The organism is Acinetobacter sp. CIP 101966 (assembly GCF_000369725.1).
GTDB lineage: Bacteria > Pseudomonadota > Gammaproteobacteria > Pseudomonadales > Moraxellaceae > Acinetobacter > Acinetobacter lwoffii_Q.
Window position 1 is genome coordinate 563,524 of sequence record NZ_KB850159.1, and the last position, 18,756, is coordinate 582,279.

20 protein-coding genes are annotated in these 18,756 nt (G+C 45.1%); 5 read left to right on the forward strand and 15 right to left on the reverse strand.

Annotated features, from left to right (window positions below):
• Window positions 1–166: 166 nt before the first annotated feature.
• The 5 genes from tuf to F891_RS05560 form a co-directional block, all read right to left on the reverse strand.
• The gene (gene tuf, locus F891_RS05540; RefSeq protein ID WP_004646112.1) at window positions 167–1,357 is read right to left on the reverse strand and encodes an elongation factor Tu; all 1,191 of its coding nucleotides are present in this window, start codon (window positions 1,355–1,357) and stop codon (window positions 167–169) included.
• Window positions 1,358–1,449: 92 nt separating this feature from the next.
• Window positions 1,450–3,585, reverse strand: a complete 2,136-nt coding sequence (gene fusA / locus F891_RS05545; RefSeq protein ID WP_005104814.1) for an elongation factor G — start codon at window positions 3,583–3,585, stop codon at window positions 1,450–1,452.
• Between the two features lie 128 nt (window positions 3,586–3,713).
• The gene (gene rpsG, locus F891_RS05550; protein WP_004279240.1) at window positions 3,714–4,184 is read right to left on the reverse strand and encodes a 30S ribosomal protein S7; all 471 of its coding nucleotides are present in this window, start codon (window positions 4,182–4,184) and stop codon (window positions 3,714–3,716) included.
• A gap of 180 nt (window positions 4,185–4,364) precedes the next feature.
• Window positions 4,365–4,739 (reverse strand): 30S ribosomal protein S12, encoded by a 375-nt coding sequence (rpsL, locus tag F891_RS05555; RefSeq protein WP_002050319.1) that lies wholly within the window; start codon window positions 4,737–4,739, stop codon window positions 4,365–4,367.
• 156 nt (window positions 4,740–4,895) lie between these two features.
• The gene (locus F891_RS05560) at window positions 4,896–6,380 is read right to left on the reverse strand and encodes an EcsC family protein (RefSeq protein WP_005104815.1); all 1,485 of its coding nucleotides are present in this window, start codon (window positions 6,378–6,380) and stop codon (window positions 4,896–4,898) included.
• A 273-nt stretch (window positions 6,381–6,653) separates the two neighbouring features.
• Between F891_RS05560 and F891_RS05565 the strand changes: the two genes are divergently transcribed.
• Window positions 6,654–7,883 carry a beta-ketoacyl synthase N-terminal-like domain-containing protein gene (locus F891_RS05565; RefSeq protein WP_004730606.1) on the forward strand — a complete coding sequence of 410 codons (1,230 nt, stop codon included), beginning with the start codon at window positions 6,654–6,656 and terminating at the stop codon, window positions 7,881–7,883.
• A gap of 23 nt (window positions 7,884–7,906) precedes the next feature.
• Window positions 7,907–8,359, forward strand: a complete 453-nt coding sequence (locus tag F891_RS05570; RefSeq protein ID WP_005104820.1) for a CopD family protein — start codon at window positions 7,907–7,909, stop codon at window positions 8,357–8,359.
• A 58-nt stretch (window positions 8,360–8,417) separates the two neighbouring features.
• On the opposite strand, the gene F891_RS05575 is transcribed toward F891_RS05570, so the two are convergent.
• From F891_RS05575 to F891_RS05590, 4 genes are all read right to left on the reverse strand, one after another.
• Window positions 8,418–9,845: an amino acid permease gene (locus F891_RS05575; RefSeq protein ID WP_005104822.1), complete on the reverse strand. Its 1,428-nt coding sequence runs from the start codon at window positions 9,843–9,845 to the stop codon at window positions 8,418–8,420.
• A gap of 196 nt (window positions 9,846–10,041) precedes the next feature.
• A complete protein-coding gene (locus F891_RS05580; protein WP_005262507.1) occupies window positions 10,042–10,380 on the reverse strand; it encodes a RidA family protein in 339 nt (112 codons plus the stop codon).
• Between the two features lie 48 nt (window positions 10,381–10,428).
• Window positions 10,429–11,541: an alanine racemase gene (gene alr, locus F891_RS05585; protein ID WP_004730613.1), complete on the reverse strand. Its 1,113-nt coding sequence runs from the start codon at window positions 11,539–11,541 to the stop codon at window positions 10,429–10,431.
• Between the two features lie 34 nt (window positions 11,542–11,575).
• Window positions 11,576–12,835 (reverse strand): D-amino acid dehydrogenase, encoded by a 1,260-nt coding sequence (locus F891_RS05590; RefSeq protein ID WP_004730614.1) that lies wholly within the window; start codon window positions 12,833–12,835, stop codon window positions 11,576–11,578.
• Window positions 12,836–12,975: 140 nt separating this feature from the next.
• Between F891_RS05590 and F891_RS05595 the strand changes: the two genes are divergently transcribed.
• Window positions 12,976–13,443 (forward strand): Lrp/AsnC ligand binding domain-containing protein, encoded by a 468-nt coding sequence (locus F891_RS05595; RefSeq protein ID WP_005104829.1) that lies wholly within the window; start codon window positions 12,976–12,978, stop codon window positions 13,441–13,443.
• A gap of 87 nt (window positions 13,444–13,530) precedes the next feature.
• On the opposite strand, the gene lysM is transcribed toward F891_RS05595, so the two are convergent.
• From lysM to F891_RS05625, 6 genes are all read right to left on the reverse strand, one after another.
• Window positions 13,531–14,025: a peptidoglycan-binding protein LysM gene (gene lysM / locus F891_RS05600; protein ID WP_005104830.1), complete on the reverse strand. Its 495-nt coding sequence runs from the start codon at window positions 14,023–14,025 to the stop codon at window positions 13,531–13,533.
• Window positions 14,026–14,210: 185 nt separating this feature from the next.
• Window positions 14,211–14,447: an acyl carrier protein gene (gene acpP / locus F891_RS05605; RefSeq protein WP_004646101.1), complete on the reverse strand. Its 237-nt coding sequence runs from the start codon at window positions 14,445–14,447 to the stop codon at window positions 14,211–14,213.
• A gap of 83 nt (window positions 14,448–14,530) precedes the next feature.
• On the reverse strand, window positions 14,531–15,265 hold the full coding sequence (fabG, locus tag F891_RS05610; RefSeq protein WP_004646100.1) for a 3-oxoacyl-ACP reductase FabG: 735 nt from the start codon (window positions 15,263–15,265) through the stop codon (window positions 14,531–14,533).
• A complete protein-coding gene (fabD, locus tag F891_RS05615) occupies window positions 15,262–16,248 on the reverse strand; it encodes an ACP S-malonyltransferase (protein ID WP_004730620.1) in 987 nt (328 codons plus the stop codon). The genes fabG and fabD overlap by 4 nt, the downstream gene beginning before the upstream one ends.
• A gap of 223 nt (window positions 16,249–16,471) precedes the next feature.
• Complete coding sequence (rpmF, locus tag F891_RS05620; protein WP_004279227.1) at window positions 16,472–16,654, reverse strand: 50S ribosomal protein L32; 183 nt, start codon at window positions 16,652–16,654, stop codon at window positions 16,472–16,474.
• A 77-nt stretch (window positions 16,655–16,731) separates the two neighbouring features.
• Complete coding sequence (locus F891_RS05625) at window positions 16,732–17,289, reverse strand: YceD family protein (RefSeq protein ID WP_004279226.1); 558 nt, start codon at window positions 17,287–17,289, stop codon at window positions 16,732–16,734.
• Window positions 17,290–17,386: 97 nt separating this feature from the next.
• Here F891_RS05625 and F891_RS05630 point away from each other — a divergent pair, with 97 nt between their 5' ends.
• The gene (locus F891_RS05630) at window positions 17,387–18,049 is read left to right on the forward strand and encodes an elongation factor P hydroxylase (RefSeq protein ID WP_004730623.1); all 663 of its coding nucleotides are present in this window, start codon (window positions 17,387–17,389) and stop codon (window positions 18,047–18,049) included.
• An 87-nt stretch (window positions 18,050–18,136) separates the two neighbouring features.
• Window positions 18,137–18,754 carry an L-threonylcarbamoyladenylate synthase gene (locus tag F891_RS05635; protein WP_004730625.1) on the forward strand — a complete coding sequence of 206 codons (618 nt, stop codon included), beginning with the start codon at window positions 18,137–18,139 and terminating at the stop codon, window positions 18,752–18,754.
• The last annotated feature ends 2 nt before the right edge of the window (window positions 18,755–18,756 follow it).

The window sequence follows — 18,756 nt, forward strand, 5'->3', positions numbered from 1 at the left end:
TGTATATTACGTGGTAATTTTTTTTACATAAGTGCAGTTTAGGTCAAGCCGATATCAGATAAGGACAGCTTTTAAAATCATTGTCAGACAATTTGTTCTTAGTTTTATAAAAGTTTAGATCAAAAAAAAGCGCCTCAAAGAGGCGCTTTTCTTACACAATCAGCGATTATGCAGTTACTTTAGCAACTACACCAGCACCAACTGTACGGCCGCCTTCACGGATCGCAAAACGTAGACCTGGGTCCATTGCGATCGGGTGGATTAGCTCTACTGACATCTCAACGTTGTCACCAGGCATAACCATTTCCACGCCTTCTTTAAGCGCGATCGCACCAGTTACGTCCGTAGTACGGAAGTAGAACTGTGGACGGTAACCGTTAAGGAATGGAGTGTGACGACCACCTTCTTCTTTAGAAAGTACGTATACTTCCGCATCGAATTTAGTGTGTGGCTTGATCGCACCTGGTTTAGTCAATACTTGACCACGTTGTACGTCTTCACGCTTAGTACCACGAAGAAGAACACCACAGTTCTCGCCCGCACGACCTTCGTCAAGAAGCTTACGGAACATTTCTACGCCGGTTACTGTAGTAGTTTGAGTATCACGGATACCAACGATTTCTACAGACTCACCTACTTTAACGATACCAGTCTCAACACGGCCAGTTACTACTGTACCACGACCAGAGATTGAGAATACGTCTTCAATTGGCATAAGGAATGGAAGATCAATCGCACGCTCTGGCTCTGGAATGTAAGAGTCAAGTGCTTCAACAAGCGCAACTACAGCTGGCTCGCCGTATTGGCTGTCATCACCGTTAAGCGCAAGAAGAGCAGAACCACGGATCACTGGAGTGTCATCACCCGGGAAGTCGTAAGTAGAAAGAAGTTCACGAACTTCCATTTCAACTAGTTCAAGAAGCTCTTCGTCGTCTACAAGGTCGCATTTGTTCAAGAATACAACGATGTAAGGTACACCTACCTGACGAGAAAGCAGGATGTGTTCACGAGTCTGTGGCATAGGACCATCAGTCGCAGCACATACAAGGATCGCGCCGTCCATCTGAGCAGCACCAGTAATCATGTTTTTAACATAATCGGCGTGACCCGGGCAGTCTACGTGAGCGTAGTGACGAGTTGGAGAATCGTATTCTACGTGTGAAGTATTAATTGTAATACCACGTGCTTTTTCTTCTGGTGCAGAGTCGATTGCAGCGTAGTCTTTCGCTTCGCCACCGAATTTCTTCGCACATACAGTTGCAATTGCAGCTGTTAAAGTTGTTTTACCATGGTCAACGTGACCAATTGTGCCCACGTTAACGTGTGGCTTATTACGTTCAAACTTAGCCTTAGCCATGAGATCTTCCTTTTTAAACTACTCATGCAGGATCACTGCATGAGCACTTGGGTTTAACTATGAATTAGTTTGGGCTTATAGTAATCGAAAGATTACTCGTCGTCACCTTTTTTACCGCCAGATTGGAACTTAGAAATGATGCCTTCAGCCACGTTACGTGGAGTTTCAGCATATTTAGCAAATTCCATAGAGTAAGTCGCACGACCTTGAGACATAGAACGCATATGAGTTGCGTAACCAAACATCTCAGCCAATGGAACTTCAGCACGAATGGCTTTAGTACCACCAGGAAGATCGTCCATACCCTGAACCATACCACGACGACGGTTTAAGTCACCCATGATATCGCCCATGTAGTCTTCTGGAGTTTCTACTTCAACTTTCATGATCGGTTCAAGAAGGATAGGATCCGCTTTCATGAAACCATCACGGAAGGCATAAGAACCCGCCATTTTGAACGACAATTCGTCAGAGTCGACGTCATGGTAAGAACCGTCGAACAATGTCGCCTTAATGCCAACTACTGGGTAGCCAGCCAAAACGCCATTCTTCATACGTTCTTGAATACCTTTGTCAACCGCGCCGAAGAATTCTTTAGGTACAACACCACCTACAACTTCTTCAACGAATTCGTAATCTTTTTCAGATTCAGGATCCATCGGTTCTAAACGTACGTATACGTGACCGAATTTACCTTTACCACCTGTTTGACGTACGAATTTACCTTCTTGCTCAACAGACTTTTTGATCGTTTCACGGTAAGAAACCATTGGCTTACCAATGTTCGCTTCAACACCGAATTCACGCTTCATACGGTCAACAATGATGTCAAGGTGAAGCTCACCCATACCAGCAATAATCGTTTGACCAGATTCTTCGTCTGTACGAACGCGGAATGATGGATCTTCTTTCGCCAAGCGGCCTAAAGCAACTGACATTTTTTCTTGGTCAGCTTTAGTTTTAGGTTCAACTGCAAGTGCAATTACTGGCTCTGGGAATTCCATACGCTCTAGTGTAATTACGTGGTTTTCATCACATAATGTATCACCAGTAGTCGTGTCTTTAAGACCTACACATGCCGCGATGTCGCCCGCACGAATTTCTTCGATGTCATGACGGTCATTTGCGTGCATCTGTACGATACGGCCAACACGCTCACGCTTCATTTTTACTGGGTTATAACACGGGCTACCCGCTTTAAGAACACCAGAATAAACACGTACGAACGTTAAGTTACCAACGAATTTGTCGTTCATGATTTTGAACGCTAACGCAGCAAACGGTGCTTCGTCAGATGCTTCACGAGAACCTTCAGTCTCAGCTTTGTCATCAAGGATACCCTTGATCGCTTCAACGTCAGTCGGTGCTGGCAAGAATTCAATTACTGCGTCCAACATACGTTGAACACCTTTGTTTTTGAATGCTGAACCACAAAGCATTGGTTGGATTTCGTTCGCTAATGTACGCTTACGGATACCGCCAACGATTTCTTCTTTAGTAAGCTCTTCGCCTTCTAGGTACTTGTCCATGAGTTCTTCTGATGCTTCTGCAGCAGCTTCAACCATGTTAGTACGCCATTCTTGAGCTAGCTCAAGTAATTCAGAAGGGATTTCGCCATATTCGAACTTCATACCTTGAGATGCTTCATCCCAGATAATCGCTTTCATTTCGATTAGGTCAACAACACCCTGGAAGTTTTCTTCTGCACCAATTGGAACAACGATTGGCACTGGATTACCGCCAAGACGTGTTTTAACTTGTTCAACTGCACGGAAGAAGTTCGCGCCAGTACGGTCCATTTTGTTAACGAACGCAATACGTGGAACTTTATATTTATTTGCTTGACGCCATACAGTTTCTGACTGCGGCTGAACACCACCTACAGCACAGTAAACCATGCACGCACCGTCAAGAACACGCATAGAACGCTCAACTTCGATCGTGAAGTCAACGTGTCCCGGGGTGTCAATTACGTTAATACGGTGTTGTTCGAACTGGTTGCCCATACCTTTCCAGAAGCATGTTACAGCTGCTGAGGTAATGGTAATACCGCGTTCTTGCTCTTGTTCCATCCAGTCCGTAGTTGCCGAACCTTCGTGAGTTTCACCAAGTTTATGGCTCTCACCTGTGTAGAACAAAATACGTTCAGAAGTGGTTGTCTTACCTGCGTCGATGTGCGCAGAAATACCAATGTTACGGTAACGAGAAATTGGGGTTTGACGTGCCATGATTTCTAGCATTCCTAAATTTTGTTGTTTAAAACAGGACGCTTTAAGCTGCATAGCAACTTAAAGCGCTTTGGTGACAGAACCATGACGGTCTTGTCACCCTCCTGAATAGGGCCTGTTTTATCTGCTTAGAAACGGTAGTGAGAGAATGCTTTGTTGGCTTCAGCCATACGGTGCACATCTTCACGTTTCTTAACCGCAGCGCCTTTGCCTTCAGATGCATCAAGCAACTCGCCAGCAAGACGTAAAGCCATAGTTTTTTCAGAACGCTTAGCAGCAGCATCTACTAACCAACGCATCGCTAGAGCAGTACGACGGGATGGGCGTACTTCCATAGGAACTTGGTATGTAGCACCACCAACACGGCGTGCTTTTACTTCGACCATAGGACGAACTTTTTCAAGAGTAGTCTCGAAAAATTCAACTGGGTCTACTTTAGATTTTTCTTGAACGCGGTCTAAAGCACCGTAAACGATACTTTCAGCAATAGATTTTTTACCATCTTGCATTACGTGGTTCATGAATTTAGCGATTGTTTGGCTGCTGAACTTAGGATCCGGAAGGATTTCACGAGCAGCGACTACGCGACGTCTTGGCATTTTAAACTACCTATAAAGATGACACTTCAGGTTTATCCAGCATGAGTACAAAGTGTCATGTACTACTCGCTGGCCTTACTATACGTCGCTTGGAATTTTCACAAAATTAATGCAGAAATCAGACAAGCGAGACGATAAAGGATTGCGGTTCTACGTTCTTAAAATTTAATTCTTAACGAATTATTTCTTAGGACGTTTAGTACCGTATTTAGAACGAGACTGGTTACGATCTTTAACACCAGCACAGTCTAAAGAACCACGAACGGTATGGTAACGTACACCTGGTAAGTCTTTAACACGACCACCACGGATAAGAACAACACTGTGCTCTTGCAGGTTATGGCCTTCACCACCGATGTAGCTAGAAACTTCGAAACCTGAAGTTAAGCGAACACGGCAAACTTTACGCATTGCTGAGTTAGGTTTTTTAGGTGTAGTTGTGTAAACACGTGTACAAACACCACGGCGCTGTGGACAAGCCTTCAACGCAGGAACTTTAGATTTTTCAACTAAAGTCGTACGACCCTTGCGGATCAACTGATTTGTTGTTGCCATTTGGCAATTCTCCCGTTAATAAAAAGCCCCAAAAAACTACTACTTTTTGAGGGCATGCAATTGTAATTCAAGATGCAAAATTGGTCAACCTACTCAAGCCAGGCAAATGCCGTTTCTCACGACATTTGCCTGCTTTTATTTACCTTCAAAATTCGCTTATTTTTTTGAATTTTTACCGGCTTTTTTGGTAACGTCTTGAGCTTCAGATTCAGTTTCCGAATTTTCTTGATCCTCTGCACCCTGCTGTGAAGTTTCCGTAGCAGCCTCTGCCTCGTCAGCAGCTTCTGGATGCAGTTCAGCTTCGATTTCCGGGTCAAATGAAGTTTTGGTTAAAGCCGGTTGTTGCGACTGCTTGTCTGCCGCAGGTTCAACCAACTCATCGTTGAGCGCCTCCAGCCCTTCACTCACCTTTTCATCTTTCTTCACTTCTGCTTCTTCAGAGCTCAAATCATTCTGCTCTTTTTTGACTAGCTTCACTTGGGTAATCGTGTTATTGCCCTCAATCGCAATATCTTTATCCATGATCAGATTATCTTTCGCAGGCTCAACTTCGTGAGAGGCACCACTTAAGAGTTTCGGAGTTGCCTGTTGCAACAAGCTAACTGCTTTTTCATAGGCAGCATAAGGAGACAATTGCGAATCCTGATGCTGAATCAGGTATTGGCGTGCATGTGAGAATGCTTCCTGAGCTTTCTGATTTACATCCTCGACAAAACGATGGCTATATACAGCGCCAATACCTGCACTCGCCAGAGGCGTCAGTTTGGTTAATCGCTCCAGAATCGAAATTTTTGGCAGATGATTCATCCATTCCCATTTAGCCTCTCCCTCATGACGACTTAACCATTGCTTGATAGCACTCACGTCATTATCAGAACCTAGCATGGCTTGTAGCTGGGAAATATCATGAGTTTTAAGCGTATTGCTTAACGCTTTCAAACCTAATAATAAGGTTTGCTTTTCTGCAATCAGGCTCAGGTCAATCTGTCTAAAGATATGCTGGACGATTTCCTGATCATCTTCTTTGCTCAGGTCAAAACCATAAGAGCGACCGACTTGATAGATGGTGCGCAATGCCATCAGTAAAGAAGCAGGAATATCGATCGCGGTGCCAAGCATCCCTGAAGCGCCACTCACTGCCCCCTGAACCGTCGCAATCCATTTGTTTTGTTCACCCAAAGCCTGTGAAATTCGCTTGGATCGATCGACGTCCTGAGTGAGTTCCTCTAAATCTTTCGCTCCCGCTTCATTCAGAATGGCATCAACCGAACTGGTTTGATTACTAAATTGATTCAGACGATCATAAAAGTAGTTAGACACTTTTTCGGTTAAATCGGGAGAAACAAAATGCGCGACATTATTCACGGTATTAAAACGGCGTCCGAGAAGTTGGCGCGATACATTTGGAAGATGCTCGCGAAGCATTTGCTGAGGATTGTCATATTTTTTAGCTGAAAAAGCGCTTTTCGTCTTCGCCGAACCATCAATCACCTGATCGGAGCTGGAAGGCTTCAGTGCTTTAGTCACCGAATCCGGCGCAACATGATTCAATAAATCCAATCCGGTTGAACTGAACTTTTTCGCCACTCCAAAGGCATTCGAAATCAGACCATTAGATTGTTTATTATTAGCATTTACCATTTTTTACCTCAGCATTCATGTGCTTGTATTTGGTATAAATACTAGGTGTAGTCAGCGTTTATCTCAACTTTATTCTGTTTCATTTAGTAAAACCCCTACACGCCGACTCACAAAGTCAACCGACTGTCACACGGCATAACATTTGCCATAAGATTTCAAAAGTCTTTCTGCTATCATGTTCCCCATCATGAAATAAGGCTAAGCGCTGCATTGGGCGATTTTAAAACCCAGATATCTGCCGCTGAGCATAGAGCAAACTATAAGGATCTGTAGATGAAACGTGTTGTCATCACTGGCATGGGTATTAACTCATGTATTGGTAATACATTAGAGGATGTAAACCATTCTTTACAAAACGGGATTTCAGGAACACGTTTTAATCCGACTTATGCTGAACTCAATTTCAAAAGTCATGTCAGTGCTGCAGCCGAGCAGGATTTCGACGGGATCGACCGCAAACTGAAACGCTTTATGGGCGTATGTGCGATGTATGCATATAACTCAGCTCTTGCTGCAGTGGAACATGCCGGTTTAAAAGTTGAAGATCTAGCTGGCAACCCACGCTATGGTATTGCAGGTGGTTCAGGTGGCGGTTCAACTGCTTCCGTTATTGAAATGAACGAATTATTGCAAACCAAAGGTGCGCGTAAAGTTGGTCCTTTCTTTGTACCACGTAATATGACCAATACCATTACGGCCAACGTGGGTGTCGCTTTTAAACTGCAAGGTGTGGCACATACCATTACCAGCGCATGTGCAACCTCTGCGGATGCGATTGGTTATGCCTACAACCTGATTCAACTCGGCAAACAGGATTTAATGCTGGCAGGTGGCGGTGAAGAAGATCACTGGTCACAAAGCTTGTTGTTTGATGCGATGGGCGCACTTTGCTCTAAATACAATGACAGCCCTGAAACAGCATCACGCCCTTATTCTGCAGACCGTGACGGTTTCGTGATTGCCGGTGGTGGTGGTTTTGTGATCCTTGAGTCTTTGGAACATGCGCAAGCGCGTGGCGCAAATATCTTAGCTGAAGTGGTTGGTTATGCTGCAAACAGTGATGGTGCTGATATGGTTGCACCATCTGGTGAAGGTGCAACACGTTGCGTACTGATGGCTTTAGAAGAAGCCAAACAACACGGTGTCGATAAAATTGACTATGTAAATACACATGGTACTTCTACTCCAGCGGGTGACATCACAGAACTTAAAGCAATGGAACGTGCTTTCGGTGAAGGTCAGGTTCCCCCACTCAGCTCAACCAAGTCAATGACGGGTCACAGTCTTGGCGCTGCTGGTGTTCAGGAAGCGATTTATTCGGTTCTGATGATGCAAAATGACTTTATTGCTCCAAACATCAACGTGACCGAGCTGGATGAAGGCGCGAAACCGTTTGATATCGTGCTTGAAAAACGTGACGCAAAATTGAATACTGTGATGAGTAACAGTTTCGGTTTCGGCGGCGTAAATGCTTGTCTCATTTTCAAAAAGTGGGAAGGCTAAGCTGCCCAATTTAGGGTGACTTGATGGATGCTCCTTCTGATGCTTTCTTGTGGGTAAAAGCATTACATATTATTGCGGTGGTTTGCTGGTTCGCGGCTTTGTTCTACTTGCCACGGTTATATGTTTATCATGCCATGAGCGAAGATGCCGTCAGTCATCAACGCTTTGAAGTCATGGAACGCAAGCTGTACCGTGGCATCATGTGGCCAGCCATGTTGGCTACCTTGATTACAGCGCACTTTCTGGTGGATTGGGGTGATGCAACGCGTCACTATCATGAAGCCTTATGGTTTTACCTTAAAGTCGGCCTGGTCGGCTTATTGGTGATTTACCATCTGGTGTGTGGTTATTACCGCAAGAAGCTAATTAATAATGCACATTACAAGTCACACAAGTTTTGGCGTTATTTTAATGAGATGCCAACCCTGATCTTATTTGCAGTGGTGATTTTAGTCGTAGTTAAACCTACTTTCTAATTCACCTGCATAATAAAAAAATCCCCGATCAGTCGGGGATTTTTTTATGTCTGAATATTTAAGGATTACCACGCTGACGCATACGCGGCTTATACAGCAAACGATAGGTCACTGCTAGAATAATTAACCATAAAGGACTGATCATCAGAGCCTTTAAGGTATCGGGTTCCAGACTTAAAATAATCAAGGCGAATAACAGGAATGCCAATACCACATAAGACATCCACACTCCACCCGGCATTTTAAAGGTCGAGGCGGCATGCTTTTGCGGTTGCTGCTTACGGTAACGGATGTAGCACACCATAATGATGCTCCAGATACTAATAAACAGGATCACACACAGCGAACTCGCCAGAGTAAAGGCTTCCATGGTGTTTGGCACAAAATACTGAAATGCTGCCCCCAACATAATAAAAGCACAGGAGAAAAATAACCCTGTGGCTGGTACAGCTCTGCTAGATAACCGCGCCAAAGCTTGAGGTGCTTGTCCGTCACGTGCCAGACCAAACAACATACGGCTGGTCGAGAATACGCCACTGTTCATAGAGGACATCACTGACGACAACACCACCAGGTTCATGATAATGGCTGAAGTTGGAATACCGGCATACAGGAACAAACTCACAAAAGGACTTTGATCCGCAGGAATCAGATGCCACGGTGTGACCGACATGATCATCAGCAATGACAATACATAGAACAGAATGATCCGCGTAGGAATAGCGTTGACCGCTTTGGGTAAGTTCTTTTCCGGATCTTTGGTTTCTGCCGCCATTGTGCCGAGCAGTTCCACCCCGACAAAGGCAAACATGGCAATCTGGAAACCTGCCAGAAAACCGGTAAAGCCTTTGGGAAATAAACCACCATGTGCCCAGACATTACTAAAGCTGGCGACGGCGCCACTCGGTGCCTGAAAGCCGCTAAACACCATATAACCACCGACAAAGATCAAACCAAGGATGGCTAAAATCTTGATTAGTGCAAACCAGAATTCAATCTCACCAAACAGTTTGACCGTCACCAGGTTAATCGCGAGAATAAACAGCACACAACCCACACTAATCATCGCCTGCCCCATCGGGGTAAAGGCCATGCCTTCGGGCAACCAGAAACTCAGATAGTTAATAATCGCCGCGAGATCGGCAATCCCTACCAGCACCCAACCCAGCCAGTACGACCAGCCAATATAATAGCCAGCACCCGGCCCGATCAGGTCATGGGCCATATCAATAAAGGATTTGTAATGCAGATTAGACAGCAGCATTTCACCCAACGCACGCATCAGGAAGAAGAACATGCCACCAATGATCATATAAATGATCAAAATTGAAGGGCCTGCTAGGGAGATGGTTTTTCCCGATCCCATAAACAGGCCGGTACCGATACAGCCACCAATGGCGATTAACTGCAAATGTCGGTTTGAGAGTTTTCGTTGCAACTCATGCGGCGACGATTTTACGTCTTCTGTGCCCGGGGTGGTTTTCATTTTTACATCCTTTTTAATCTTTACAACAGCATCAAGCTGAATTTACAACGTTCAGTCCTCGAACGCTTATTATGACATTTTCATACTTTTTACTGCGCTGTTCAGTGAGATTTACTGCACTAAAACGACTTAAATCATTGCATGGGAGATTTCAACATTAAAAATTAAATTAAGCTTGAGCTGCAATGACTGCAATTTAAATCAGCCAGTCCGGATTAACCAAATCTGCCTGAATCGTGGCACGTGCCGGCGTGCCATGACCTTGTAACCATTCCACCCAAAGCTGATTCACAGTTTGAAAATCATCCAGATTTTTCACGAACAGTTGTGCAGAAAGCAGCTGGCTTTTATCAGTATTGGCCAATGCAAGCAATTCCTCAATTTTTGCAAAGACTTCCAGTGTTTGGCCGCGTACATCCATATCCGTGCTATTCGGCACCTGACCTGACAGATAGACGGTTTGATGATGAATCGTCACCGCACTCATGATTTGATTGCTGTTGAGTCGCTGAATGGCTGTATTGTCCTGTGTCATGTTGATCTTCCTTGTTTGGGATATTTAAATAAAATTTAAATTAAAAATTTAAGCGTCAATCTGAAAATGAACCCGAGCGGTCACCGCACACATCAGCTCATAGCCGATGGTGCCTGAGCTAGCCGCCACTTCATCAATTGGCAAAAGTGCACCTTGGGAAGATTGCCCCCAAAGCGCCACTTCACTACCCACATTCGCCTGCGGCAGTGCAGTCAGATCTACAGCCAGCATATCCATACTGATTCGACCCAATGTGTGCGTTTTCATTGAATCGACCAGCACAGGCGTACCCGTCGCCGATAGTCGTTGATAACCATCCGCATAACCACAGGCCACAATCCCGATCCGCATTTCCTGCGTGGCAATAAATTTGGAACCATAGCCAATGCTCTGACCTGACTGGATCATTTGAATGGCGATAATTTCACTGCGTAAGCTCATGCTCGGTTGCAGATTCCAGTCTTGAATCGTGTGTGTTGGATAATCTGGTGAACTGCCATACAGCATGATGCCGCTACGTACAATATCGGAATGAAGGGTTTGATGATGCCGCAGAATGGCTGCACTATTGCTGAGTGAGGTTTTACCCTCAAGTCCCTGAATGGTCTGGCTAAAAATCAGGTTTTGATGCTGAATCCCGTCCTGTCCAAAACGCTCACCATCCGCATCAGAGAAATGGGTCATATGCGTGATTGAACGGACATTATTTAGCTGGTGCAGCTCCTGCCAGATTTCTGCATATTGCTGTGGCTCGAAACCCAGACGGTTCATGCCGCTGTTCATTTTCAAGTACACATCAAACTGTGCATCCGGCGCTATTTCGGCAAACTGTTTTAGCCATTGCACTTGATGCCGGGAATGAATGGCAAAGCTCATTTCATGCTTCGCACATTCAAATAAATCCGCGAGAGCGAAAATACCTTCGAGCAACAGCAGCGGCTTCTTGCATCCCAGCGCACGTAGGCGCGTGCCCTCTTCAATATCCAGAAAAGCAAAACCGTCTGCACCTTGAAGTGCAGCATAGACCCGTTCAATCCCGTGCCCATAGGCATTAGCCTTGACCACGGCAAATACCTGACTATTGGGCATACATTGGCGCGCCACACTTAAATTATGCGCAAGCGCCTGCTGATGAATGATCGCAGTAATGGGAGGTGGCATACATTCCTCCTTGAATATTCCGCCTCAGATGGTCTTAGGCCGCCTGGTGATAGCGCGCCAATGACAGACCTTCGGTGCTGATTTCAGGATCACGGGCCAAGACCAGATCGCTGATTAATTTCCCTGAACCGCAGGCCATGGTCCAGCCCAGCGTGCCATGTCCAGTATTCAGGAACAGGTTTTTAAAACGGGTTTTCCCAATAATTGGCGTACTGTCCGGGGTCATTGGACGCAGGCCTGTCCAGAAGCTGGCCTGATTCATGTCACCCCCCGGGAATAAATCACGGGTCACCATTTCCAGCGTGCCGCGACGGTCTTCATTTAATCCCAGATTAAAACCGCTCAGTTCAGCCATTCCCCCTACGCGGATGCGCTGGTCGAAACGGGTAATCGCAATTTTATAGGTTTCATCCAGTACTGTAGATTGTGGTGCATAGGCCGGATCTAAAATCGGAATGGTCAGTGAATAACCTTTCACCGGATAGACCGGTAAATTCAGTTCAAGCGGTTTGAGGAAATCACGTGAATAACTACCAAAGGCCAGCACATATTTATCTGCCGTGAGCACCTGACCATTCACCAGAACACCTTTGATCTGGTCACCTTCTACAATCAGCTTTTCAACGTTTTGATTAAACTTAAACTCTACACCCATCCCTTTGGCATGTTCTGCCAGGGCATTGGTAAACAGATAGCAGTCACCTGTTTCATCATTGGGTAAATGAAGACCACCCACCAGTTTGTCTTTTGCCTGTGCCAATGCCGGTTCTACACGCGCCAGTCCATCGCGATCCAGCAGTTCAAACTCAACTCCAGTTTCCTTCAGAACTTCGATATCGCGCTGAACTGCATCCAGCTGCGCATGTTTACGGAAAATCTGCAAAGTACCTTTCGCGCGGTTTTCATAAGAGATGCCAATATCACGGCGCAAATTACGTAAACAGTCACGGCTGTATTCAGCCACACGCACCATCCGTTCTTTATTGACTGCATAATGCTGGGCATTACAGTTTTTCAGCATTTGTGCCATCCACTGCAATTGCCACAAGCTGCCATCGACATTAATCGCCAACGGTGCATGATGCTGAAACATCCATTTGACTGCCTTAAATGGAATACCTGGTGCAGCCCAAGGGGTCGAATATCCTGGAGAAATCTGCCCGGCATTACCGAAGCTGGTTTCTTGCGCCGGACCTGCCTGACGATCCAACACAGTCACGGTTGCTCCCTGCTGCGCCAGATAGTAAGCGCTTGCCACACCAATCACACCACTACCTAAAACCAATACGCGCATTACCTTAACCCTCAAACATCTTTTCAGTTTATTTCACTAGTATATTTTTGCTTTAATAGTTAAATTCACTATATTCAGACTGTATATTCAGTGAAATAAATATTTTTTCGGGCAGAATTAAAAAAAAGAGGGAAATATTGATGCGCAAATTAGACCGCATTGACCGCATGATTCTGGATATCCTGCAACGCGATGGCCGGATTGCCATTAGCGAACTTGCAGCACACGTCAATCTATCGACCACACCCTGTTCAGAACGGGTAAAACGGCTAGAGCGCGAAGGCATTATCATGGGCTATTACGCCCGTTTAAATCCGGAAATGCTGGAGCGCAACCTGCTGGTTTTTCTGGAAATCAAACTCTCCGCCAAATCAGGTGATGTCTTTGATCAGGTGGCACGTAATCTAACTGAGATTCCAGAAGTACTGGAATGCCATTTAATTTCCGGTGATTTTGATTATCTGGTCAAAGCGCGTTTAAAGGAAATGAGTGCCTATCGCCGCCTGTTGGGAGATTTACTAAAAAAACTGCCCGCTTCTGCTTCATCCCACAGTTATGTAGTGATGGAAGAAGTCAAAGAAAGTTTATATCTGGACCTAGGTATTTAGTAATGATGGCTTTTTAAAGCTACGGACAAAAACAACAAAGCCCCAAACGGGGCTTTGAGATCGAATATTGATTGGACTTATTAAACCTTAAGCAGGAATGCGTAGCACCTGTCCCGGGAAAATATCATCTGCATCTTTGAGCAACGGACGGTTGGCTTCAAAAATTTTATTATACTGATTGGCATCACCATAAAATTCTTTTGAAATTTTTGACAAGCTGTCACCTGATTTCACTGTGTAGAACTTACTTTCCGGCTCAGGACTGCTCACTGTAAGCTGATCATCCACTTTGGCCACATGATCAATATTACCCACGGCCAGAACAATCTTTTCACGATCGGCCTGACTTTGTACCTGACCTCTGACCGTCGCCAGATCGGAGGCTGAGTTATAACTGATGGATAAACCAGTGATTGGAAGGCCCAGACTTTTCACATGGCCGAGTAATTTATTTGCCACTTCCTGAGCAGAAGGCTCTGCAGGTTGTGCTGCAGCCGGCGTTGTCGTTGCAGGTGCAGCCTGTGGTTCCGCAGCAGCTGTATTCTTCTTACCGATACCTTTTACAAAATCAAAAAGACCCATAGCGGACTCCATTCTTGTTGTTAATGTCACATCACTCTTATTTTTATAATGAAAACTCTAGAGAGATAGTTAGTCATTGGTGACAGAAAGGTAATGAATTGTAAAACCTCCATTCATGTGAAAAGCAGACACAAAAAAACCACCTCTAGGGTGGTCTTTATGTTCAGCAAAGCTGAAATCGGCGATTAACCTAGTTTCTTAGAAACGTAGTCAATTGCAGATTGAACAGTTGTGATTTCGTTAGAATCTTCATCAGGAATCGTGATGTCGAAATCATTTTCGAAAGACATAACAAGTTCAACTAGATCTAGAGAATCTGCACCTAAGTCATCCATGAAAGATGCTTCGTTTTTAATCTCTTCGATTTTGATACCAAGTTGTTCTGCAACTGCTTGCTTAACACGTTGTTCGATATCGCTCACAGGAATTCTCCTCATTGCTTGTGGCGTTTTTAATGCCGTTAGTTTAATTGAATCTAAAAAATTTGGAAAGTTTATACTTGAGCTTAGCTCATGTATAAGCCCCCATTTACATGCATAACTGTACCAGTAATGTAACTGGCTTTATCCGAAGCCAAGAAACTTACGGCATTTGCGATATCTTGTGGATCACCTAAACGGTTTAATGCCACCTGCTCAGTCATCTTTTTACGAATTTCTTCGCTTAGCTGTTCAGTCATTTCAGTCGCAATAAAACCTGGTGCTACCGAGTTTACGGTAATTTGACGGCTACCCATTTCTTTGGCAAGGCTACGGCTAAATGCCTCAATACCTGCTTTGGCAGCAGAATAATTGGCCTGACCCGGGTTGGCAAAGTGTGCCACCACAGAACTGATATTGATAATGCGGCCGAAACGCGCCTTGGTCATGCCTTTGAGTACACGCTTAGACAAACGGTAAACTGCTTTCAGGTGAATATTTAAAATATCATCCCAGTCATCTTCAGACATACGCAGCAGCAAATTGTCTTTGGTAATACCTGCATTATTGACCAACGCAAGGACTGGACCATAGTTCTGTTCGATGTCCGTTACCAGCGCATCAATCGCAGCACCATCACGTACATCTAGTACTTTTCCAGCGCCATTTTCAGCAAATTCTGCCGATAATTTTTCCGCACCTGCTTCAGACGTTGCAGTACCTACGACAAAATAACCGTCTTGAATCAATTGCTGTGCGATCGCAGCACCAATACCACGACTTGCACCTGTTACCAGAGCAACTTTACGTTCCTGTGTCATGCACTTTTCCCTTCTGCCGCCAATACGGTGTTTAATGCATCTTCCAGACGGGATTGACTGTCCAGTGGAAGTGCTTTTTGAATATTCGGCAAGCGTTTCGCCAAGTTGGTCAATACATTACCCGGACCACATTCTACGATGTACTCAATGCCTTCATCTTGAAGGTATTGTAAGGTTTTGGTCCATTGTACTGACTCATAAAGTTGCGCGGTCAACGCCTGACGCAATTCATCTACATTGGTTGCCGCTTGCGCGCCTACATTTTGTAATACAGGAATGCGTGGCAGCTCAATGGCGGTTTGTTCCAATGCCGGAGCAAACTGTTCAGCAGCAGGTTTCATCAATGAACAATGCGATGGAACCGATACTGGCAATGCAATGGCTTTTCCGCCGTTTTCTTTGGCCAATGCCATCACTGCTTCAACGCGATCTTTATTGCCTGCAACGACAACCTGCCCTTGCGCATTGTAGTTCGCCGCTTCGACAGAACCTTCGCCTGCTGCAGTTGCTTGTGCACACAGCTCAATCACTTTGGCATCGTCCAGACCCAAAATGGCAGCCATCGCACCCACACCCTGAGGTACAGCAGTCTGCATGAGTTTGCCACGCAAGTTCACTAGCTTCGCAGCATCACCCAGGCTTAAAGCACCTGATGCAACCAGTGCGCTGTATTCACCCAGTGAATGGCCTGCAAGATATTTCGGTGCTACACCGCCAGATTCCAACCACACGCGCCATAAGGCAATACTTGCAGTCAGCAATACCGGCTGGGTAAATTCGGTTTGATCCAGACCTTCGCCAGTTTGCGCAATCTGCCACAGATCAAAACCGACGGCTTCAGATGCTTCTGCAAATGTCTCGCGAATACTCGCAAACTGTTCTGCAAGCTCAGCCAGCATACCAGCTTTTTGGGAACCCTGACCCGGAAACACAAATGCAGTTTTTGTTGCTGGCGCTGCTTGTTCGAGTGGTGTAGCAGACATAATAAAATCCTTTCATTCAAGAGGTGTGCTTCTTCAATCCTAACAAGAAGACTGACCAATAAGACCACCTAAATCATTGTGGAGCGCAATTTAGCATGTAATTTTGTCGGCGGTAATTGCCAAATACAACAAAAAACCGATACACCTAAAAATCAAAGACAAAAAAAAGGGAGCTAAATGCTCCCATTTTTTCTACTAAGCTTGACGCTTAATACATCACCAATTATTCAGCAGATGCTTTAGCGAATAATTGACGACCACGGTAGATACCATCTTTAGATACGTGGTGACGACGGTGAGTCTCGCCAGTAGCTTGGTCTACAGTTAATGCATTCTCGGTTAAAGCGTCATGTGAACGGCGCATGTCACGGCGAGAGCGACTTTTACGGTTTTGCTGAACGGCCATGATGGCTCCTTACAAAGATCGAAAAAATGGATCAGAACAAATTCGATTGTCTTATACACAAGAGTATAACACAAAAATTAGTTAAGTTTACCCTTCAAAGCAGCCAAAACTTCAAACGGGTTGTCCCGTTTTTCTTCAGCCACTTCTTCTACGGCAGGTTGATGCTTATGTTCACAAAACTCATGTTTAGGCGACAACGGCATCAACAATAACAGTTCATCTTCTATCAGCGCGAGCAAATCAGCGGTCGCCGGTGCATCATAATCACCTTTGGTCGTTGCTTCACTTTCACCTAGGACGATGAAATCAGCATCCTCATCCAAGCGCTCTATCAGTGACTCATCATCCACAAGTGCTAAATGGAACGATGAAACCAGTTCAATTTCTACAGTTTCCAGACAACGCTGGCATTCCATAGGAACTTTTGTTTCAACGTGACCATCTAGCCATGCAATACGATGATAGGCATCCATTGATAGCTTACAGTCTATGTTAATCAATTGATCATCAATTGATCCAACAGCTTCACGAGCGATACGAACAAAGCGGGATAAAGGCAGTTGACCTGACCATTTAAAGCCCTGTTCAGCCCATTTAAACGGCTCAATCTGTGCCGGAAAGGTATTTGCTGACATAATTAAGGCGGCAATTCTACAAATTCATCAGTACTCTGTCAAAGATTAAGATACAATTTTGTACTTATTTCGACAGACCATTTGGGTAACTCAAGTCATGCATCTGTTGCAGCCGCAAACAGAAGTGAATGTTTCATCACTCGTTAGCACAATTCCAAGCCTTGATTCTGACAGTTCAACACAACAAGTGCAACTCTCGCCATGGGCGAATTTATCGTCAGAAGCGCAGCAGGTGGACTGGCTCATCTTACACTTTAATCACTGGTTTTCCCATTTAAATGTCACTTTAGTGCGTGGCGAATTTGAACCAGAATATTTCCCTGCAAGTACAAACAGTCCTGCCCGCATCCAGTTTGCGCATGGTTTCTTTAATAGCGCTTTGCATGAAATCAGCCACTGGAGCATTGCCGGAGACAAACGCCGCCTGCTGCCTGATCTGGGTTACTGGTATGCCCCGGATGGCCGTACTCGCGAACAGCAGGCTTTATTTGAACAGGTCGAAATCAAGCCACAGGCAATTGAGTGGATGTTTGCCCAGGCTTTTGGCCGTAAATTCCGGGTTTCTTTGGATAACTTGACTGGCGATGGCGGTGATGGCGCCAGCTTTAAAGATAATGTCTACACTCAAGTTCAGGCTTATTTTAATGGTACAGCCAAACTTCCACGTGATGCAGCGCGCTTTATCCAATGTATCTGTATCTGCATTAGAGGTGGCAAAAGTTTACAATCTGATGAATTTATACGTGAAATGCTTGATTAAATTACACAAATCTACCTTTTTTATGATTGCCAGATCTTGCCTGAGCGCCACATAATAAGCCATCAGCCCAAGCTTGGAGTAGTCTCTATGCTGCATTTACGCGTACACCCAGACAATCCGCAACCCCGCTTAATCAGTCAGGCAGTGGAACGTATCCGTGCGGGTGATGTGGTGGTCTATCCCACTGATGCGGCTTATGCGATTGGTTGCCAGATTGGGAACAAGAGTGCCATGGAGCGGATTGCGCAAATTCGTGGTTTGGGCCCAAAGCATCAATATGCGATTCTGTGCTGTGATTTATCCGATATTGCCACTTATGCCAAAGTGGACAATGCCATGTACCGTTTGCTGAAAAATAATACACCGGCCATCACGACCTTTATTTTACCTGCGACCAGTGAAGTGCCACGTCGGTTGATGCATCCTAAAAAGAAAACTATTGGTCTACGCATTCCGAATAATCCGGTATGTCAGCTGTTACTCAAAGAACTCGGTGAGCCGTTATTGACTTCTACCCTGATTTTACCGGGACAGACTGACCCACTCGATGATCCTTATGATATTGAAATGCAGCTGGGCAAACGCATTGATGTTTTTGTAGATAGTGGTTTAGGCACGTTGAGCACGACCTCTATTGTAGATTTATCTGGTGATCATCCAGAAGTGATTCGTCGTGGTATGGGAGATGTCAGCGCCTTTGAATAAAC